The sequence below is a fragment of the Thermaerobacter nagasakiensis genome (assembly GCF_055396825.1).
This window is the reverse complement of sequence record NZ_AP043740.1, coordinates 266,523-286,257: the sequence shown is the minus strand read 5'-3', so window position 1 is coordinate 286,257 and position 19,735 is coordinate 266,523. Positions and strand designations below refer to the sequence as shown.

Annotated in this window: 18 protein-coding genes; 11 read left to right on the top strand and 7 right to left on the bottom strand. The window is 71.0% G+C overall.

Translation table 11 applies throughout. From position 1 onward, the window contains the following. Window positions 1-508: 508 nt before the first annotated feature. Complete coding sequence (gene glmS, locus ACZ5T9_RS01195; protein ID WP_464834466.1) at window positions 509-2,338, top strand: glutamine--fructose-6-phosphate transaminase (isomerizing); 1,830 nt, start codon at window positions 509-511, stop codon at window positions 2,336-2,338. Window positions 2,339-2,525: 187 nt separating this feature from the next. Here the strand turns inward: glmS and ACZ5T9_RS01190 are convergent, their stop codons facing one another. Both ACZ5T9_RS01190 and ACZ5T9_RS01185 read right to left on the bottom strand, forming a co-directional pair. Next, a complete protein-coding gene (locus tag ACZ5T9_RS01190; protein ID WP_464833506.1) occupies window positions 2,526-3,845 on the bottom strand; it encodes a chromate transporter in 1,320 nt (439 codons plus the stop codon). A 17-nt stretch (window positions 3,846-3,862) separates the two neighbouring features. Beyond that, entirely contained in the window at window positions 3,863-5,491 is a 1,629-nt protein-coding gene (locus ACZ5T9_RS01185; protein WP_006904611.1) for an ABC transporter ATP-binding protein/permease, read from the bottom strand. A gap of 432 nt (window positions 5,492-5,923) precedes the next feature. Here ACZ5T9_RS01185 and ACZ5T9_RS01180 point away from each other — a divergent pair, with 432 nt between their 5' ends. The 5 genes from ACZ5T9_RS01180 to ACZ5T9_RS01160 all read left to right on the top strand — a co-directional run bounded on the left by ACZ5T9_RS01180 (window position 5,924) and on the right by ACZ5T9_RS01160 (window position 11,240). After that, entirely contained in the window at window positions 5,924-6,808 is an 885-nt protein-coding gene (locus tag ACZ5T9_RS01180) for a GntR family transcriptional regulator (protein WP_006904610.1), read from the top strand. Window positions 6,809-6,874: 66 nt separating this feature from the next. Further along, window positions 6,875-7,819, top strand: a complete 945-nt coding sequence (locus ACZ5T9_RS01175) for a ribokinase (RefSeq protein ID WP_464833505.1) — start codon at window positions 6,875-6,877, stop codon at window positions 7,817-7,819. A gap of 164 nt (window positions 7,820-7,983) precedes the next feature. Beyond that, window positions 7,984-8,937 (top strand): nucleoside hydrolase, encoded by a 954-nt coding sequence (locus ACZ5T9_RS01170; RefSeq protein WP_464833504.1) that lies wholly within the window; start codon window positions 7,984-7,986, stop codon window positions 8,935-8,937. A 329-nt stretch (window positions 8,938-9,266) separates the two neighbouring features. Further along, a complete protein-coding gene (gene deoC / locus ACZ5T9_RS01165; protein ID WP_006904607.1) occupies window positions 9,267-10,094 on the top strand; it encodes a deoxyribose-phosphate aldolase in 828 nt (275 codons plus the stop codon). Window positions 10,095-10,337: 243 nt separating this feature from the next. Beyond that, complete coding sequence (locus tag ACZ5T9_RS01160) at window positions 10,338-11,240, top strand: MBL fold metallo-hydrolase (RefSeq protein ID WP_464833503.1); 903 nt, start codon at window positions 10,338-10,340, stop codon at window positions 11,238-11,240. Window positions 11,241-11,249: 9 nt separating this feature from the next. Here ACZ5T9_RS01160 and ACZ5T9_RS01155 read toward each other — a convergent pair whose 3' ends face one another. After that, window positions 11,250-12,356, bottom strand: a complete 1,107-nt coding sequence (locus tag ACZ5T9_RS01155) for an aminopeptidase (protein WP_464833502.1) — start codon at window positions 12,354-12,356, stop codon at window positions 11,250-11,252. Between the two features lie 169 nt (window positions 12,357-12,525). On the opposite strand from ACZ5T9_RS01155, the gene ACZ5T9_RS01150 reads away from it, so the two are divergent. After that, window positions 12,526-13,218 carry a class I SAM-dependent methyltransferase gene (locus ACZ5T9_RS01150; RefSeq protein WP_464833500.1) on the top strand — a complete coding sequence of 231 codons (693 nt, stop codon included), beginning with the start codon at window positions 12,526-12,528 and terminating at the stop codon, window positions 13,216-13,218. Window positions 13,219-13,350: 132 nt separating this feature from the next. On the opposite strand, the gene pdo is transcribed toward ACZ5T9_RS01150, so the two are convergent. The 4 genes from pdo to ACZ5T9_RS01130 all read right to left on the bottom strand — a co-directional run bounded on the left by pdo (window position 13,351) and on the right by ACZ5T9_RS01130 (window position 16,631). After that, window positions 13,351-14,001, bottom strand: coding sequence for a protein disulfide oxidoreductase (gene pdo, locus ACZ5T9_RS01145; protein ID WP_464833499.1), 651 nt, complete (start codon window positions 13,999-14,001; stop codon window positions 13,351-13,353). Window positions 14,002-14,115: 114 nt separating this feature from the next. Then, window positions 14,116-15,585, bottom strand: coding sequence for an FAD-dependent oxidoreductase (locus ACZ5T9_RS01140; protein WP_464833498.1), 1,470 nt, complete (start codon window positions 15,583-15,585; stop codon window positions 14,116-14,118). A 110-nt stretch (window positions 15,586-15,695) separates the two neighbouring features. After that, the gene (locus ACZ5T9_RS01135; RefSeq protein WP_006904601.1) at window positions 15,696-16,097 is read right to left on the bottom strand and encodes a DUF302 domain-containing protein; all 402 of its coding nucleotides are present in this window, start codon (window positions 16,095-16,097) and stop codon (window positions 15,696-15,698) included. Between the two features lie 168 nt (window positions 16,098-16,265). After that, window positions 16,266-16,631, bottom strand: a complete 366-nt coding sequence (locus tag ACZ5T9_RS01130; RefSeq protein ID WP_006904600.1) for an ArsR/SmtB family transcription factor — start codon at window positions 16,629-16,631, stop codon at window positions 16,266-16,268. A 346-nt stretch (window positions 16,632-16,977) separates the two neighbouring features. Here ACZ5T9_RS01130 and ACZ5T9_RS01125 point away from each other — a divergent pair, with 346 nt between their 5' ends. The 4 genes from ACZ5T9_RS01125 to ACZ5T9_RS01110 all read left to right on the top strand — a co-directional run bounded on the left by ACZ5T9_RS01125 (window position 16,978) and on the right by ACZ5T9_RS01110 (window position 19,643). Beyond that, window positions 16,978-17,319, top strand: a complete 342-nt coding sequence (locus ACZ5T9_RS01125; protein WP_006904599.1) for a rhodanese-like domain-containing protein — start codon at window positions 16,978-16,980, stop codon at window positions 17,317-17,319. 23 nt (window positions 17,320-17,342) lie between these two features. Continuing rightward, entirely contained in the window at window positions 17,343-18,545 is a 1,203-nt protein-coding gene (locus ACZ5T9_RS01120; protein WP_464834465.1) for an MBL fold metallo-hydrolase, read from the top strand. A gap of 15 nt (window positions 18,546-18,560) precedes the next feature. Next, complete coding sequence (locus tag ACZ5T9_RS01115; protein WP_464833495.1) at window positions 18,561-19,169, top strand: sulfurtransferase TusA family protein; 609 nt, start codon at window positions 18,561-18,563, stop codon at window positions 19,167-19,169. Window positions 19,170-19,244: 75 nt separating this feature from the next. Further along, window positions 19,245-19,643, top strand: a complete 399-nt coding sequence (locus ACZ5T9_RS01110) for a DsrE/DsrF/DrsH-like family protein (protein ID WP_464833494.1) — start codon at window positions 19,245-19,247, stop codon at window positions 19,641-19,643. Window positions 19,644-19,735: the final 92 nt, after the last annotated feature.

The window sequence follows — 19,735 nt, the reverse complement described above, 5'->3', positions numbered from 1 at the left end:
ACCGGGCGTATCGAAGGTTTCGGCGGATCGCCCGGCGGTTGGCCACGACCGTGAGCGGCCCGGCAAAACCCGGGAGCGATCCCGGGGACAAGACGGGCCAGGTGGCGCGAACCCTCACCCGCCATCCCGCCTCCAGTGCATCGCCCTTCCCCATGCCCTCAGCGGGTTTCCCCGTGCTGTTTTCCCAGAAGGGTGTCCGTGTCAACGGGCCGTGCCAAAGGGCGCCCTGCGCGCATCGTTGGCGGCTGCCGCTGCGGTCGGCGCGGCGCGACCGGGGGTTCTCGTGTGCGCCCGGGTTGTGGGGTCCTGGTCCTGCGGCGCCGGCCCAGGGGCCGTCCTGTGCGGTTGCACGCCAGGGCACCCCGGGCAGGCGGGCCGTTCCGTCCTGACCGGCCGGCGGGCCCGCATGCAGGCCGGCCGGCTCGCATGCATCCCGGTTCAACGCTCGAGGCAGCGGCTGCGCAACAGGTGTAGCCAGGCGGAGGCTGCGAGGAGGGACATGGCGAACATGTGCGGCATCGTCGGTTACGTCGGACCCAAGCAGGCCGTTCCCATCCTGATCGGCGGCCTGCGGGCGCTGGAATACCGCGGCTACGATTCGGCGGGCATCGCCGTCAGTTACAACGGCACGGTGGACGTCCGCAAGCGCCAGGGGCGCATCGACGGCCTGGAGCAACTGCTGAGCCAGCGACCCCTGCGCGGCACGGCCGGGATCGGCCACACCCGCTGGGCCACCCACGGCCGCCCTTCGGACGAGAACGCCCATCCCCACACCGACTGCACGGGCGCCTTCGTGGTGGTGCACAACGGGATCATCGAGAACTACGCCGAGCTGCGGGACGAACTGGCGGCCCGGGGTCACCGCTTCGCCTCGGAGACCGACACGGAGGTTGTCGCCCACCTGCTGGAAGAGCTGTACGACGGCGACCTGGTGGGGACGGTGCGCCGCGCCGCCCAGCGGCTGCAGGGTGCCTATGCCCTGGCGGTGCTGACCCGGCGGGAGCCCGGCAAGATCGTCGCCGTCAAGCAGGCCTCGCCCCTCATCGTGGGCCTGGGTGAAGGCGAGAACTTCCTGGCATCGGACATCCCGGCGCTCTTGCCCCACACCCGCCGCGTGATCCCGCTGGAAGAGGGCGAGATGGCCGTCCTGACCCGCGACGGCGTCCAGCTGCTGCGCCTTGACGGCACCCCGGTGGAACGGGAGCCGATGTTCGTCCAGTGGGATCCCGGCCAGGCGGAGCGGGGCGGCTACCCCCACTTCATGCTCAAGGAGATCCACGAGCAGCCGCGGGCCGTGCGGGATACCCTCTCGGGGCGGGTGCACCCCTCGGGGGAGGGTGTGATCCTGGACACGGTGCGGTTCGACCCCCAGTGGATCCAGCAGCTGCGGGCGGTCTATCTGGTGGCCTGCGGCACGGCCTACCATGCCGGCCTGATCGGCGGCCGGCTGATCGAGCGGCTGGCCGGCATCCCGGCGTGGACGGAGATCGCCTCCGAGTTCCGTTACCGGGAACCCCTGGTGGACGAGCGCACCCTGTTCGTCGCCATCAGCCAGTCGGGCGAGACGGCCGACACCCTGGCCGCCATGCGGGAGGCGAAGCGCCGGGGTGCCCGGGTGCTGGCCATCACCAACGTGGTCGGCAGCTCCGTCGCCCGCGAGGCCGACGACGTGGTCTACACCTGGGCCGGGCCCGAGATCGCCGTGGCGTCGACCAAGGCCTACACCACCCAGATCGTCGCCCTGACCCTGCTGGCCGTGCACCTGGCCGAGCTGACGGGCTTCACCGGGCCCCTGGGCCGGAAGAACCTGCTGGAGAGCCTGCGCCAGCTGCCCGAGGCGGTGGAGGCCGCCCTGCACGTGGAGGAGGACATCAAGGCCATCGGGGAGGCGGCCGGCGGCTGGCGGGATGCGTTCTTCATCGGCCGCGGGCTCGACTACTTCACGGCCCTGGAAGGCCAGCTCAAGCTGAAGGAGATCTCCTACATCCACGCCGAGGCCTATCCGGCGGGCGAGCTCAAGCACGGCACCCTGGCCTTGATCGAGCAGGGGACGCCGGTCATCGCCCTGGCCACCCAGCCGGCCCTGCGGGAGAAGATGATCAGCAACATCGAGGAGGTCCGGGCCCGCGGCGCCACCGTCTACGCCGTGGTCCGGCGCGACCTGGGCGGCTTCGAGCGGTACGCACGCCAGACGGTGAAGCTGCCCGTGGTGCATCCCTTGCTGATGCCCGTGGTGGCGGCGGTCCCCTTGCAGCTCCTGGCGTATTACGCGGCCGTCGCCAAGGGCACGGACGTCGACAAGCCGCGCAACCTGGCCAAGAGCGTGACCGTGGAGTAAACCGTCACCGGATGGCACACCGGGGCCGGGATGCCGGAAAACCGGTAGACCGCGAAGATCCCGCGTCCTGAGCCGGATTGCAAGGGACGGGCGCCGCGGAGCGAAAACGAAGCTGAAGCCGGGCAGGCCGGAGGTTTCCCAAAGTCGCCTGCTCGGCTTCGTTTCTTGCCCGGGTGGCGTCGCCCGGTCAGCGGGGCAGCAGCAGGCCGGTGGCCGCGCCCGCCGCAATCAGCCAGGCCGAGTTGAGCCGGGTTCGTCCCAGGATGAGCAGGGCGCCGGCGAACAGCCCCGCCGTCCAGAGGTTGAACACGGCGGTGCGGGCCAGCTGCCAGGTGACCCCCGCCATCAGGGCGAAGGAGGCAACGTTGAGCCCGTCCAGGGCCGCTGCCAGGACCGGGGAGCGCCGCAGCCGGTCCGCCAGGGGCCGGATGGCCGCCACAAAGACGAAGGCCGGCAGGAAGATGGCCACGGTGGCCACGGCTGCCCCCGCCCAGCCGCCGGTGACATACCCGACGAAGGTGGCGGTGGTGAAGACGGGCCCGGGGGTGAACTGGCCCGCGGCGATGGCGTCCAGCAGCTGCCGCTCGGTGAGCCAGCCCAGCCGCTGGACGAAGTCCCGCTGCAGGAAGGCCAGCAGCACGTACCCGCTGCCGTAAAGGACCGACCCGATCTTCAGGAAGGTGAGGAACAGGGTACCCAGGCTGAAGGGTACCGGCGCCGTACCCGCCGCCGCCAGCAGGACGCTGCCCAGGCCGGGGCCGCCGGCCGTTCCCAGGACGCCTACCGCCAGGGTGGACCGCGGCGGCCGCTGGCGGGACTGGTGGTGAGGTTGGTGGCGAAGGGCGGCGGCCCCGCCCCCCAGGGCCGCTGCGGCGAGAAGCAGCAGCAGCTCATGGACACCGGCCAGGTAGAGGGCCAGGATCGCCAGGGCCAGCGCGGCCCGGCCTGCCGCGGCCGGAACCCCGCCGGCCGAGCCCGCGCCGGCCCGCAGGGCGGTGGCCAGCTGGCGCCGGGAAACCGGGACGGGGACCCCCCGCCCGCCAGGCTCCGGCCGGTCGCCGCCGGCAGGCGCTGCGGCCGGTCGGGCGGCCGGGCGGAAGACGGTGCGGCCCAGGCTCCACAGCGCCTGGACGACGATGGCCAGGACCACGGGCAGCGCGCCTTCGAAGAGGCGCTCGGCCACCGGCGTCCGGCCGTAGACGGTGTACGCATGGGCCAGCACCCCGACCATCACCGCCGCCGGCACGATGAAGCAGGCGCCTGCGGCCAGCCATCCCCGCCAGCCGGCCCGTTCCATCCCCAGGTGCATGGCCAGCTCGGTGGAGTTGGGCCCGGGGATCAGGTTCGTGATGCTCAGCAGGTCGAGGAAGCGCCGGTCGTCCAGCCAGCGCCGGCGCCGGACCAGTTCTTCCTGCATCATGGCAATGTGGGCGGCGGGCCCGCCGAAGGCCACCACCCCCAGCCGGAGGAACACCGCAGCCACTTCCGCGACGCTGCTTCGTCCCAAGACCGATCCTCCTCCCGTCAGGCGATGCTGCCCAGCCGCCCTGTCCTGCGCGCCCAGGCCCATTGCCGCCGCGCCACCAGCCATCCCACCCCAAGCCAGAGGAACGCCACGCCCCAAGCGGCAAGCAGCACCGGCCCCAGCGGCCCACCCTGCCACGTTGACCGCAGGCCGTCCACCACCCGCGCCAGCGGCGAGACGGCATTGAGAACCTTAAGCGGAACCGGTATGGCACCCGGAGGAAGAAAGAACCCTGAGAAAACCAGCAGGTAATACAGGAACACCTCTACCAGCGAACCGACTTGTTTGTAACGAAGGGATAGTCCCAGGGCGACCAGGCCGCAACCGATCATCCCTCCCAGGCCCGCCAGAGCCAGGGGAAGTGCTGGCCAGCCCACGGTTCCCCATCCGCTCAACAGGGCACGGGGGCCGGTCAACACCGCCGCGATGACCGTGAACATGGCAACCCAGGTGCAGGAGAGCGCCAGCTCCACGCCTACCGTAGCGGCCAGCCACCGGGCAGGGTGGGTGCGGGTGACCAGGACCTGCTGGGCCGTTCCCAGATAGGCCTCCTCCAGGGCCATGTTCCCCATCTTGGCAACCACGTGGGCGCTCAGGTACCAGAGTCCAAAACCCAGCACCCGCAAGGCCAGTTCCGCCGGCGGCGCTCCGGGGACCGCAAACAAGGCGCCCAGAAAGAAGATGCACTTGATGGAGAGACCCACCAGGAAGTCCAGCCAGTACCGCCGGTACTCCGCCCGCTTCTTGATCCAGGCCGCCCGCAAGGCGTTGCCGAAACGGGGTTGCGCCCCCGGCGGCAGGGTCAGGCTGCGGGAAGATTCAGCTCTCGATGCGCCCTTGGAGGTAAGCCGCCCCGCTGCCTGCCGGATCGCGTGTGGGTGTTCCGTCCCGGTGGCTGTCTTCCTGACCACGGCCAGATAAAGGGCTTCCAGTGCCTCGGGTCCGCCAACCTCATCGGGTGTCGCCTCGATCAGGATCCGGCCACCTTCAAGGATCAGGTAGCGTGTACCGACGGCGCAGGCAAAGCTGGCGTCATGGGTGGCAATGAGGAGGCCGAGGGCGGGATCCATCTCGTCCCGGATGAACCGGCGCAGGTTGTGCTGGGCTTCGATGTCCAGACCCAGGGTCGGCTCATCCAGCAGCAACAGCGGAGCCCCTCGGGTGAGGGCTACAGCCAGCGCCAGCTTCTGGCGCTGGCCCCGGGAAAGGGACTGGGTGAGGTGGCCCGCCTGCTGATCCAGGCCCAATGCTGTGAGGGCCTGAAGGGCGCGCCGGCCGGCTTCCGCCGGCGGCCACCCGTTGAGCAAGCCGAAATACAGTACGTTTTCCAGGGCCGTCAGGTAGGCGTAACTGTTGCCCGCGTCTTCGAACATCACGCCCACGCCCTGGGCGCGCCATCGCGCGGGGTGAACCGGCACACCGCCCAACCAGATCTGGCCCCGGTCGGGCTGGACGAGGCCCAGGATACACCGGATCAGGGTGGTCTTGCCCGCACCGTTCCGGCCGAGCAGGATCACGCGCTCACCCGGGTCGATGCGCAGGTTGACGCCGTCGAGAGCCTTGGGCCCGTCCGGGTACCGCTTCGCAAGATCACGTACTTCCAACAGGGGAACGGGATACTGCTCCATGCCCCTTGTGTTCGCCGCCGGCAGGCGGTGTCCTGGCCCGCCGGCGGTGCCCGTTCTGCCGGAGGGGCCGGTGTGGCAGTCATGCCCAGCCCGGGGCCGTCACGAAGCCGTGACCGGCCCGGGATGGTCACGAATGTGAATGAAAATTCATGGGTCCACCCCGTTGACGCTTTCCTCCGCCCCATGATAGCCTCCAGATGGGGCATGTACGTCTATAGACCTCTACCCCAGCCTCTGCTGGGGTCCCATGGGTACGCCCAAGGGCACCGGCGGCCCGCCGGCGCGGCGCGGTCCCGGTGCCCGTGGGCCTTTGGGGGGGCAGCAAAGACTCTCCCGTCGAACGAGGGCACCCAGCCCTAGCGGCATGGCCGCCTTGGGTCGTCGCACCCGGGTGCCGGTGGCCAGGAGTCGAGGGGAACCGGGGGGATGGCGGTGGACGGACCGCAGCTCGACCGGACCAGTCCCGTTCCGCTCTACCTGCAGATCAAGGAGTGGATGCTGGACCAGATCCGGACGGGCCGCTGGCCGCAGCGCTACAAGCTGCCTGCCGAGGAAGACCTGGCCGGTGCCGTCGGCGTGAGCCGCGGCACCCTGCGCAAGGCCATTGCCGAACTGGTCCGGGAGGGCGTGCTGCACCAGATCCACGGCAAAGGCACCTTCGTGACCGCCGGTGGCATCGAGCAGCCGCTGGCCCAGCGCCTTTCCGCCTTTTCCGAGTTGCTTGAAGAACGCGGCATCCGCTACAGCACTCGTGTGCTGCAGCAGCGGGTGGAGGAGCCTGCCGGGCGGGTGGCGTCCCTGCTCCGGCTGGAACCCGGGCAGCAGGTGGTCCACCTGGCCCGCATCCGGCTGGTCGAATCCTGTCCGGTGGCCTACATGGAGAACTACGTCCCGGTCCACCTGGCGCCGGGGCTCGAGCGGGTCGACTTCGCCCGGCAGGGGCTGTTTCGCACCTTGGAGCAGGATTACGGCCTGACCCTGGCCTGGGGCCAGCGCACCTTCGAGGCCCTGGGGGCCGAGGGCGAGGTGGCCGAATACCTGGAACTGCCCGCCGGGGCACCGGTGTTCTACATCCAGCAGGTGGTCTACCTGGACGACGGCCGCCCCGTCGAGTTTTCCGACGTCTGGCTGCGCGGCGACCGGTTCCGCCTCTCCGCCGTGATCCGGCGTCCCCGGGAGGGACGCGGCGAGGGCCGGGGCCGGGAACCGGCGGGGCTGCCGCGTGGCCTGCAGCCGGCGGGTGCCGGCCTGGAACCGGGGAGGCCGGCGCCCGCGGGGGCATGGCCGGATCCCAGCGGGGCCAAGCTTTGCTTCTAAGTCGCCCGTTGATCCGTTTCCTTCGCGCCGATCGGCGGCATGTCGGCGTGCCCAGGGGGATTCGCCATGGCAGGGCAGAGTGGGGGCCGGCGGCCCGTGGTGACGGTGGTGGGCAGTTTCGCCGTCGGCCTGACCTTGCGGGCCGACCGCTTCCCGGTGGCCGGTGAGACGGTGGTGGGGCGGGACTTCGACCGCGGGCCCGGCGGCAAGGGCAGCAACCAGGCCGTTCAGGCCGCCCGGCTGGGTGCGGACGTGGAGTTCGTAGGGCTGGTGGGCGACGACGACCTGGCTGCCATCGCCTGGGAACTCTACCGCCGGGAGGGAGTGGGCACCCGGTACCTGGGCGTGGTGCAGGGCCGGAACACCGGCGTCGGCTTCATCGTGCTCAATGCGGCGGGGGAGAACCTGATCGTCCTGGACCCCGGCGCCAACGAGTGCCTGGAGCCTTCCCACGTGGAACGGGCTCGGGAGCGCCTGGCCCGGAGCCACGTGGTGCTGACGCAGCTGGAGATCCCGGCCCGGACGGCGGTCCAAGCGTTGCGCCTGGCCCGGGAGGCGGGGGTGACGGCCATCCTCAACCCGGCCCCGGCCCGGCCGTTGCCCCTGGAGGACCTGGCCCTGGCGGACATCGTCACGCCCAACGAGACGGAGCTGCGCATCCTGCTGGGCCTGGCCCCCGACGACCCGTCCGATTCCCTGAACCTCTGCCGGCGCCTGCTGGATGCCGGCGTGCGGACGGTGGTCCTGACCCGCGGCGCCCGCGGCGTGCTGGTGGTCGAACCCCGCGGGGTGACGGAGGTGGCGGCCTTCCCGGTCCCGGTGGTGGACACCACCGGGGCGGGCGATTCCTTCAGCGCCACCCTGGCGGTTTCCCTGGCCGAAGGACGGCCCCTGATGGAGGCGGTGCGGCGGGCAGCGGCGGCCGGAGCCCTGACCTGTACTGCCCTGGGGGTCATCCCGGCCCTGCCGCGGCGGGAACAACTGGAGGCGTTCCTTGCCGCCCGCGGCTAGCGGAGGGCCCGGCGGAGCCGGGGCTGCCGGCGGGGACGGGCCGCAGGCGGCGCCGGTCGAACCCGTCCCGGGCGGCAGGCGGTGGCCGGCGAGGCGGCAAGGTTCCGGCCGGCTTGATCTGCCGGCACGGGCTGTGCCCAGGTCGCGCAGAGGAGGAATGGGGATTGCCGGTTCGCTTGATCGTCGACACCGATACGGCGGGGGATGACGTCAACTCCCTGCTCATCGCTCTGCTCCATCCCAACATCCAGCTGGAGGCCGTCACCATCTCGGTAGGGAACGTGGGCTTCGAGCAGCAGATCGAGAACGCCCTCTACACCATCGAGATGGCCGGGCGCAGCGGCCAGGTCCCGGTCTACCCCGGCTGTGCCGTTCCCCTGGTCAACGAGTGGGTGGCGGCGGACTACGTCCACGGCCGCGACGGAATGGGCGACTCCTTCTTCCCCCGGGCGCGGCAGCGCCCCGAGCCCCAGCATGCCGTCGACGCCCTGATCGAGCGGATCCACGCGGCACCGGGTGAGCTTACCATCCTGGCCCAGGCGCCCCTGACCAACATCGCCGTGGCGGTGACCCGGGACCCCTCCATCGCCCGCAAGGTGAAGACCCTCTACATCATGGGGGGGACCTACTTCGCGCCCGGGAACATCACCCCCGCAGCGGAGTACAACTTCTACGTCGACCCCGAGGCCGCACGGATCGTGTTCCGGGCGGGGTTCGACATCCGGCTGGTCGACTGGGGTCTCTGCGTCCGGGACACGGTGCTGGATGACGGCGACCTGGAGGACATCCGCCGGCTGGATACGGAGCTGGCCCGGTTCTACCTGCAGGTGAACCGCGTGGTGCGGCAGTTCAATGAGACGGTGGGCATCCGGGGCGTGACCCACCCCGACTCCATCGTGGCGGCCATGATCGCCGATCCGGCCATCGCCCGCGGCTGGCAGCCCTGCCAGGTGGACATCGAGACCCGGGGCGAACTGACCCGCGGCGCCTCGGTGATCACCCCGGCGCAGTACGCGGGCGTGGAGAAGCGGGTGGAGAAGCCCAACGCCCAGGTGTGCCTGGGCGCGGACCGGGAGCGGTTCAAGGCCCTGCTGATGGACATCCTGGCGCGGCGGTAAGCTTGCCGCGGCCGCAGGCGGGCACGAAGCCGGCGGCATGGACAGCGAGGCGTCCGGCCGGCGGGACAGCGGTACGGCGGGCGGTGGCGGGACCGCAGGAAGGGCGCCGGTGGTCGCAGGGCGTGGCGGCCAGTTGCCCACCGGACGGCTCGCGCGGCCCGCCCGCCTGGCCCGCTGGACGGGGGCCGAGACCGGCCTGGTCCGCTGGACGGGGGCCAAGACCGGCCGGTCAGGGGGCATGGCGGCCGGCCAGGGCAGGAGGACGGCCGGGCGGGGCAGCGGGGTGCCGCGGGACGGGGCAGCAGGCAAAGAAGGAGGCGGGTCGTCCTGTGACGGCAGAAGGTTATCCCAGCGGGGCGGTGGCCGGCGGGGCGGGGCGCAGCGGGGCGCGTCTCGCCCGGTTCATCCAGTCGACCCTGATCGCCAGCGACGTGACGGAGGAACAGGTGGTGGCCCACTGCCGGGCGTGCCTGGAATACGGCTTCCACGCGGCCATGGTGCCGCCGCTGTGGGTCCCGGTGGCCCGCCGGGTCCTGGCCGGCTCGCCGGTGCGGGTGGCGTCCTTCGTCGACTTTCCCCTGGGCTGCATGACCACCTCCGCCCGGGTGGCCCAGGCCCGGGAGCTGGCCGAACTGGGCGTCGACGAGATCGACGTGATGGTGCCCCTGGGCCTGTTCCGCAGCGGCCGGCTGGACGACTTCCGCGCCGACCTGGAGGCGGTGGTCCGGGCGTCCCGGCCGGCCGAGACCAAGGCCATGCTGGAGCTTCCCCTGCTGAACGCTGCCGAGCGGGAGCAGATGGTCCGGCTGGCCGTGGCGGCCGGTTTCGACTGGGTCAAGAACGCCAGCGGCGGTGCCGTGGGCGTGGCCACGCCGGACGACATCCGCTTCCTGCGCCAACGGGTGCCCGCCGGCGTGCGGGTCAAGGCTTCGGGGGGCATCAAGACGGCGGCCCAGGCCTGGGCGCTGATCGACGCGGGGGCCGAGCTGCTGGGCACCAGCGCGGCCGTGGCCCTGGTGACGGGGCGGGCCGGTGGGGACGGGTCGCCGTCCCGCCGGGGCGGCGACGGGGCCGCCGGTTCTTCCCGGGACGAACCGGCCGGCCACGCCGGTGCGGGCGCGGTCGGCCCCGGGCGCGACCCGGCGGTCACCTATTGACGGCATGCGGGGCCATGGCCACGGGCGGGTGAGGGCGGGCGGGGTCATCGCCCTCGACGGGACGCTGGCGGGGAAGCCGGGCCCCGCCAGCAGGTGAGGAACGGCAGGCGATGGAAGAAGGGCCGGAGGCGCGGGTCGCCCCGGCCCTTCCCGTGCCGATCCGGGGCGCCCTTTGGGAAGCCAGGGCACCCTTGAGAAGCCCCGCCAGGGGGAGCGGGGTGCGACGAAGGGAGTGGCGGCGCCATGGAACCGGTCCCGCTGACAGCGAGGGTCACCCTGTTGCACGGCGCGGTGAACAGCGGGCTGGTGCGGACTGGGGACGGCCTGGTGCTGATCGACACAGGCCTTGACCGGTCCGCGGCCAACAAGATCCTGCGGGCTGCGGAGGCCACGGGGGAGCCCGTGCGGGTGGTGCTCAACACCCATGCCCACGCCGACCATTTCGGCGGCAACGCCCAGATCCTGCGCCGCACCGGTGCCCGGGTCTGGGCCCCCGCCGGGGAGGCGGAGGTGATCCGCCACCCCCTCTACGAGCCGGTCTACCTGTTCGGCGGGGCGGCGCCCGTGGCGGCCCTGCAGAACCGGTTCCTCCTGGCGGAGCCGTCGCCGGTGCATCAGGAGCTGGTACCCGGGCAGGTCCTGGAGCTGGGCGGCGTGGCGCTGGAGGTGGTGGACCTGGCCGGCCACAGCCTGGCCCAGGTGGGGTTCTGCGTCGACGGCGTGTTCTTCGCCGCGGACAGCTTCATGGGCCTCGAGCCCCTGGCCAAGCACCCCATTCCCTACCTGGTGGACGCCGGGCGGATGCTGGCATCCCTGGACCGGGTGCGCCAGGTGGATGCCCGCTGGTTCGTCCCCGGCCACGGCCCGGCGGTGCCGGCGGGCCCGGAACTGCAGCAGGTGCTGGAGGCCAACGCGGCGGCCGTCCGCCGCCTGCTGGACTGGGCTGCTGCCCGCCTGGGGCAGGGGCCCGCGGGAACGGAGGACCTCCTGGCCGAGCTGGCCCTGCACCTGGGGGTGGCCATGGACAACCCCGCGGCCTACGTGCTGAACCGCACCGCCCTGCTGGGCGTGCTGGCCACCCTGGAGCGGGAGGGTGCCGCCCGGGTCGAGGTGCGGGAGGGGCGGTGGTGGTGGGCGGCGTCGTGACCGCCCCACCTACCCCTCGATGAGGAACCGCCCCTCGCGGTAGATCAGCTCGCCGTCGGCGTAGATCTCGCCGCCCTGGCGCAAGTCGCAGATCATGTCCCAGTGGATGGCGGACCGGTTCTTCCCCCCGGTAATGGGGTAGCTGGCCCCCAGGGCCAGGTGGACGGTGCCGCCGATCTTCTCGTCAAAGAGCAGGTTGCGGCTGAAGCGGGTGATCTGGTCGTTGGTGCCGATGGCGAACTCGCCCACGTAGCGGGCGCCCTCGTCGGCGCCCAGCAGCGCCTCCAGCAGGTCCTGCCCGCGGGCTGCCCGGGCTTCCACCACCCGGCCGTCCTCGAAGCGGAGGCGGATGTCCTCGATCTCCTTCCCCTGGAAGATCCCCGGGAAGCTGAAGCGGATGGTGCCGCGGACGCTCTCTTCCACCGGGCCGGTGAACACCTCGCCGTCGGGGAAGTTGATGTGGCCGTCGGCGTTGATCCAGGTCCGGCCGGCCACCGAAAGCGTCAGGTCGGTGCCGTCACCCACCACCCGGATCTCCCGCACGCCGTTCAGGAACGCCACCAGCCTCTGCTGGCGCCGGCTCACGGCCTGCCAGGAGGCCACCGGGTCGTCGTCGTCCAGGCGGCAGGCCGCGAAGACGAACTCCTCATAGTCGCTCAGCGACATGCCGGCTTCCTGGGCCAGGGCCTGGGTGGGGAAGAGGGTGACGCAGTACTTGCCGCCCTGGCCGATGCGGGACATCAGCTTGTCGGCCAGAGGCCGCCGCGCCTCCTGCATGATGGCCAGGCGGCGAGGGTCGACGCCGCTGAGGGCCTTGACGTTGTGGGGCGCGTGGATCACCAGGGCGTGCCGGTATTCCTCAAAGGCGATCCGCTCCAGGGGGGTCAGCACCCGCAACTGCTCTTCCGACGCTTCCTTCAGGTAGATCTCACCCAGCCCCTCCAGCTGGGCCAGGACCTGGGGAAAGGCACCCACCCGGAGGGCTTCCCGGTAGATGGCCTGGACCAGGGGCGTGGCCAGGTCGGAGGTCTGGATGAGGAAGTGGTCGCCGGCCTCCAGGCCCAGGGAGTAGCGCACCAGCACCTGGGCCAGCTTCCGCACGCGGGGGTCGGTCACCGTCAACGCTCCTTTCCGGTCTTAGGATTGCGACGCGGGGGCGCGGGGTTCCTCCCGGTGGCAAACTACCGGTACAGTAGCACCGGGAACGACCAGTCCCGGCCGTCGTCCTGCTGACCGCGGAGGCCGGGCCGCCGTTCGGGGTCCGAAGGAAGGGGGAGGTGGGGGCATGGCATGCCCGCCGTTTGCGCCGAACCATGACGGCGCGGCCAGCCACCCCGCGCCGGAGGCTGGGCGCCACGGGCGCAGGGGCCACGGCGCCGGGCACCACGGACCGTGGGAGGCCCAGGTCTCCTGGGCGGAGATCTTCGAGCACCAGCAACGGCGTCAAGCCCTGGTGGAGGAATGGCTGGAGTGGCTGGATCTCCGGCCCGGGGATCACCTGGTGGACCTGGGTGCAGGTCCGGGGCTCACCAGCCTGCTGGCCGCCCACCGGGTGCGGCCCCATGGCCGCGTGTACGCGGTGGACCACTGGCCCGAGGCCCTGCGCTTTCTGCGCCGGCAGGTGGAGGGGGAGGGCCTGGACAACGTGCACGCCGTCCAGGCGGACATCGCCCAGGACGACCTGGCCGGGGTCATCCCGCCCCAGCATGCCCGCAAGGTGGTCCTGGCCCATGTGCTCCACCATATTCCGGATCCCCGGGCGGTCCTCGGTCGCCTTCATCGCTGGCTGTTGCCGGGCGCCCGCATGGTGGTGGCGGAGTTCGATCCGGAGGGCGCCGGCGAGGTGGGCCCGCCCCGGGAGGAGCGCATTGCTGAAGCGGACCTGGCCGGATGGTTGGCCGGTGAGGGCTTCACGATCCTGGGCCGCAAGCACCATCCGGAGCATGAGCAGTACGCCATCCTGGTGGAACCGGCCTGACCGGGGTATCCGAGCCCCTGCCGGCCGCCCGTGGCCCCAGCCGGCCGCGCGTGCGCGCTGCCGGCAGGGCACCACGACAACCCGCCGGCCTCCCCTGGAGACCGGCGGGTTGTCGTGGGCGAGGGAACCCTGTCAGGAAAGGGCCTCCTTGATCAACGCCAGCAGGTGCGGTTCCGGTGCCGCGCCTTCAACGGCAGCCGACCCGTTCACCACGGTCTTGGGAACACCGAAGACCGCGAACCGGTTGGCCAGATTGGGGAACTCCATGGCCTCGATGGCGTCAGCCCGCACCCGGTCGCTGGCGAGGGCCATCTTGTGAGCCAGGCGGACCGCCCGGGGACAGTACGGTCACGTCGGCGTGACGAATACCTGCAGGTGGACGTCGGTGTCCAGCGACCGCAGGTATGCCTCGGTTTCCGGGGACAGCCCCGCGACACCGCGGGAGACGTCGACGATGTCGTCGATCAGCGTCCCGAACTCGTAACCGGCCGGAATGCCGTAGAACCGCATCCCGGTGTCGCTGCCGTCCGCCCGGGCGAACAGGATGGCCGGGACCATGTCGACGCCGTGGCGCTCGGCCAGCTCGGGTTCCCGTTCGACATCGTGGACCTCGAGGGTGATGCGGTCGTCGAGCTCCGCCACCGCTTCCAGCAGCTGGCGGGTGTCCTCGCAGTAGGGGCACTCGTCTTTGTCCGCGCGGACGAACAGCTTGAGGACCACCGGTGATTCCATCGCCTCAAAGCGCCGCTGGATCTCCCGCCGGTCCTGCTCGGAGATCTTCATCCCTTCCGTCACCTCCTCTCGGGGATCCCTCTCTTTGCGGATCCCGGGAGCCCCGGCCGGGCGGCGCGCCGGCTGCCGGTTGGCGCCGAACGGGCACCGCCCGACCGGAAACCTTCAAAACCTCCAAAACCAGTGAAACCAGCGCTCTCGGGAACAGTGTTCCCGCCTGCCGGGGCGACCGGCTGCATGCGCCGCCGGAGACGCATCTAGTCCGCCGCCCCGGATGGCGTTCATGGCCTGGCGAGCGGCCACCAGCACCGGATCCCACACGGGCGCGAAGGGGGGTGCGTAGGCCAGGTCCAGTTCGTAGAGCTGGTCCACCGTCATGCCTGCATGGAGGGCTGCCACCAGCGCGTCGATGCGCAAGACGGCGTCGACCGGTCCCGCCATCTGGGCGCCCAGCAGGCGGCCGTCAGGCCCGTGGACCAGCCGTACGTGCAGCTTGCCGGCACCGGGGTAGTAGTGGGCGCGGGAGCCGTGACGGATCGTCGTGGCTGCGGCCTCCAGGCCCGCCAGTGCGGCCTCGCGGGTGGTCAGGCCCGTCCGGGCGACACCCAGGTCGAAGACCTTGACGATGGCCGTACCCAGCACCCCGGGGAAGCGGGCGTGGCCGCCGGCGGCGTTCTCGCCGGCCACACGCCCCTGCTTGTTGGCGGTGGTGCCGAGGGGAATGTAGGCGCGCCGGCCGCTGACGCGGTGGAGGGTGTCGGCGCAGTCGCCGGCGGCATAGACCGCCGGGTGCGACGTCCGCATGAACTCGTCCACCTTGATCGCCCGCCCGGCACCCAGCTCGATGCCCGCCGCCTCGGCCAGCTCGGAATTGGGCCGCACGCCCACGGCCACCAGGACCAGATCGGCCGGCAGGGTGCGGGCGTCGGTGTCCAGCGCCCGCACGCGGCCACCGTCGCCCAGCACGGCCCGCGCCCCCTCGCCCAGATACAGCGCCACACCGTGGCGGCGCAATTCAGCGTGGACCAGCTCGGCCATCTCCGGGTCCAGGTTCGGCATGACCTGGGGGAGGCGCTCGACGATGGCCACCTCCATCCCGACGGTGACCAGGGCCTCGGCCATTTCAAGCCCGATGTAGCCGCCGCCGACGACCACCGCCTTGCGCCGCCCCTGGGCCACCAGGGTCCGGGCGTGCTCGCGGACGGCGATGCCGTCCTCGACCTGCCGGACGAAATGGACACCCTTCAGGTCGAGGCCGGGGATGGGCGGCTCGACGGGCCGGGCGCCCGTGGCCAAGATCAAGGTGTCGAACTCCACCTGTCGCTGGCGCCCGGTCACCAGGTCGCGTACCTCCAGGTAGTGTTCGTCCGGATGAATGGCCGTGACCTCGTGCTGGACGTGAACGGCGATGTCGCGTTTCTGGCGGAAGAACTCCGGCGTGTAGACCACCAGCTCACCGGGTTCGCGAACCAGGCCGCCGACGAAGTAGGGCAGGCCGCAAGACCCGTACGAGACGAAGCCGCTGCGCTCGAACACCTCGATCTCCAGGTCAGGATCGAGGCGACGCGCCCGGGAGGCGGCGCTCATGCCGGCCGCGACGCCCCCGACCACCACCAGGCGCTTTCTCCGGGACATGGTCCACCATCTCCTGTGGGCGCGGGGCGGCGGCGGGTACGCCGGGCCGCTCGCCCCGCACCGGTCCCCACCGGCGCGGCCTGGCCGCCCCGGAACAGGATGCGGCGGCCTCAGCGGGCCGCCGCATCCACCGCCGCGCGCAGCTCCTGTTCCACCTCGGTCGCCAGGTCACGAAACCGCTCGTCGCCCAGCAGGCCGATCAGCGTCTGCGGGCGCAGCAGGCCGATCTTCGTGCGGTTGCCGTCGTTGCGGTCGGCGTACACCACGATCTTGCAAGGCAGCAGGTAACCGACCTTCTGATCGGTCTCCAGGGCCTGCTTGGCCTTGGCGGGATTGCAGACCTCGAAGATGTGGAACTCGGGTTCGAGGTGGAAGCCCTTCTCTTGGAGCTTCTCGTTGACGTGCAGGTGCCAGAGGGCGCTGAACTTCCGTTCCGCCAGCGCGGACTGCAGCGCTTGGATGGCCTCGTCCACCGGCTTGTCCGTGGCCACCGTATAGTCCAGCTCCGCCATCGCCGATCCCTCCCTGCGGTTCCTACCTGCGCTGGGCCCTGACCCGTTGGGCTGATGTGTCAACGGGCCGGCAGGCCCGGTGGGGGTTGTGCGGCGTGACCTGCCCGGTACGGGGCGCCGGCGCGCTTGGGGGCAGCCCCGCAAAGCATGGCGTACGGGCTCGCCTCGTCACGGCTGCCCGGGTTGCGGACCGGCGCCGCCCTGAGCGGCCAGCATCGCACTGCGCCGCAAGTGCTCGAGGAGCACGTGGCGCACGGCCTGGCACGCTTCCAGGATCTCGCGCGAGGCGAGCCGGTAATACACGTTGAGCCCTTCCTTCCGCGACTCCACAAGCCCGTACTGGCGCATGAGGGCCAGGTGCTGGGAGAGGTTGGCGGTGGTGGTGTCGACGACCCGCGCCAGCTCACCGGCCGTCATCTCACCGCCGGCCAGGGTATAGAGGATCTCCAGGCGCTTGGGGCTGGCCAGCACATGACAGAGTCGCGCCTGCAGCTCCAGCAACTGCTTTTCCGTGTCCGTCCGCTCCGCAGTCATGGGCTACCGCTTCCCCGGCTCCTTGCTAAGTAACTTCTAAACTACTCCCAATATGATCCCCCGTGCGCCCGCTGTCAAGTCGATCTTCTCCTGCGCCCCGGCGCGTCATCCGGATCACGGTGGGCGCACCGCGTGCCCCCGGCCCAACCCGGCGCCCGGTCCGGCCGGAACGGCCGGCACGAATCCGCATGGGGGTTGCGCGCGGGGCAGGCACCTCGTAAACTGGTTGCTAGTTTCAGTAGTTGCTTAATCTCAAATAAGAATAGGCGTCATCCGGCCGAGCCCGGCAGGTGGCCCGCAGGCGCCCCGGACCGCTGGTCCGGCCGGGACCAAAGGGGGGAACACCATGGCGATGCGCGCTCCGTGGCCGGACACCGTCACGCCCGAGGAGCTGCGCCGGCGGCTGGAGGCGGGCAACGCCCCGCTGATCATCGACGTGCGCGAGCCCGACGAGTACGCCGGCGGGCACATCCCGGGCGCGCGGTTGCTCCCGCTGGGGCAGGTACCCGTGCGGTACCGGGAGTTGCCGTCCGACCAGGAGATCGTCCTCGTCTGCCGGAGCGGGAACCGCTCCGGCCTGGCCCAGCAATGGCTGCAGGGGATGGGTTTCCGCAACGTCCGCAACCTGGTGGGCGGCATGCAGCGGTGGAAGGGCCCGGTGGAATACGGCCCCGGGCGGGGTCGCTGAGGGGAGGGACAGAGGTGGAGCCGATGACGCGTGCTCCCTCGGAAATCGATGCCGCTGAGCTCAAGCGGATGCTGGACCGGGGCGAAACCCCGTTCCTGATCGATCTCCGCAACGACGAGGAGTTTCGCCGCTGGCGGATCGAAGGCCGCCAGCCCCTGCAGGTGATCCACGTGCCGTACTACGAGATCCTGGCCGAGGCCGAGGAAGACGACCTCGTCGCATCCGCCAAGGCCTACGCGCGCCGGCACTGGGTGGACCACCTGCCCCGGGAAGGGCGGATCGTGGTCGTGTGCGCCCACGGCGGCACCTCCGGGTATGTGGCCCAGGGGCTCCGCGAGCTGGGCTATGACGCCGTCAGCTTGCGCGGCGGCATGATCGCCTGGGGCGACCATTACGAATTCGTCCCCGTGGTGGAGGAAGAGGGCCTTGCCGTTTATCAGATCAACCGCCCGGCCCGCGGCTGCCTGAGCTATCTGGTGGCCTCGGAGGGGGAGGCGGTGATCATCGACCCCCTGCGCCACGCCGAGCGCTACCTGGAGTTCGCGCGCCGGCACGGCCTGACCATCACGCGGGTCCTGGACACCCACGCCCACGCCGACCACATCAGCAGCGGCGCGGAGTTGGCAGAACAACTGGGCGTGCCCTATCACCTGCACCCCTACGACGCCATTCACCCCATGGACGTGTTGCCCGCTACCTTCCGCTACCAGCCGGTGTACGACGGGCAGGAGTTCCGTGTGGGCCGTGCCACCTTGCGTGCAATCCACGTGCCCGGCCACACCCTGGGCCAGGTGGTCTACCTGCTGGACGGTCGCTACCTATTCAGCGGTGACACCATCTTCGTGGAGTCCATCGCCCGGCCGGACCTGGGTGGCCGGGCCGAGACCTGGACGCCCCTTTACTACCGGTCCCTTCTGCGCCTGATGGAACTGCCGGACGCGACGCTGGTTCTTCCCGGGCACTTCAGCCGGCCGCAGGAAGCGGACGCCCGCGGCCGCGTCGCCGGTACGCTGGGCGACCTCAAGCAGTCGAACGAGGGCCTGCAGGCCCTGGCAGCAGGCGAGCGGGCTTTCGTCGACTTCATCATGGGCCGCTTGCCGGAGTTCCCGCAGCAGTACGTGGACATCAAGCGGGTGAACACCGGTTTGCTGCGGCCGAGCGAGGAGCAGGCGTCCGAGCTCGAACTGGGGCGCAATGTCTGCGCGCTGGCGGAAGAAGCAGCCTGAGGGAGGGAGTCGTCCGTGAACGCTACGTTCAAGCCGAGCGCCACCGTGGATGCCCGCGGCCTTTCCTGCCCGTTGCCGATCGTGCGGGCGCGCAAGGCGATCGATGCCCTGCAGGTCGGGGAGATCCTCGAGGTGCTGGCGACCGACAAGGGCGCACCCGCCGATTTCCGGGGCTGGTGTGAGCAGACGGAGCACAAGTTCCTGGGCGTGGTGGAGGACGAAGGTTTCCTCCGGCTGTATGTCAAGAAGCTGGTCCCGGAAACCAAGGAGAAGGGACAGCTCTTCGAGCGCGAGATCAGCAGCCAGGAACTGGCCCGGCGCCTCGAGGCCGGGGACGCCCTGACCGTTCTCGACGTGCGGGAACCGGAGGAGTACGAGGCCGGCCATATCCCCGGTGCCCTCTCCGTACCCATCGAGACGCTGTCCGAGTTTGCCGCCAGGCTCGACCGCACGGCGGAGATCGCCGTGGTCTGCCGCAGCGGCCGCCGCAGCGCCTATGCCTGCCGCATCCTGCAACAGGCCGGCTTCGAGAAGGTGGTCAACGTCGTGCCGGGCATGTCCGCCTGGTCGGGCCCGGTCGAGCAGGGCGGTGCCGGGGACGCCCCGGCACCGGCATCCCGCTGACGTCACGCCGGCGTTCGGGTGCCACGGGTCAAAACGGGCTTCCGGAACGGCGAATTCAGGAGGGAGGGGTCCACGGTGTCCGTCCGTCGCGTGGCCATCATCGCCAGCCACGGGAACATCGACGACGCGTACAAGGTGCTGAACATCGCCACGGCAGCCGCCGCCATGGGGGCGGAGGTCCAGGTCTTCTTCACCTTCGATGGCCTGAAGATCATCCATAAGGAAGCGAACCGGCAGTTGCCGGTGCCCGAGCACCTGCAGCCGGCGCTGGAGGGCTTCAAGAAGAACAACGTGCCTTCGGTGCCTGAGCTGCTGGAGATCGCCCGGGAATCGGGAGTCAAGCTGATCGGCTGCCAGATGACCATGGACGTCATGGACATCGGTCTCGACCAGCTGGTGGACGGGGTCGAGCCCGGCGGAGCGGCCACCTTCCTGGCCTTCGCCGCTGAGGCGGACGTCAACGTCACCTTTTGAACGGTGGGAACGGGCGCCCGGGACCGGACCCGGGCGCCCGGTGCACCCCGCGGCCATGTGCGGTAACGGGGCGCTTCAGGAAATCTGAGGAC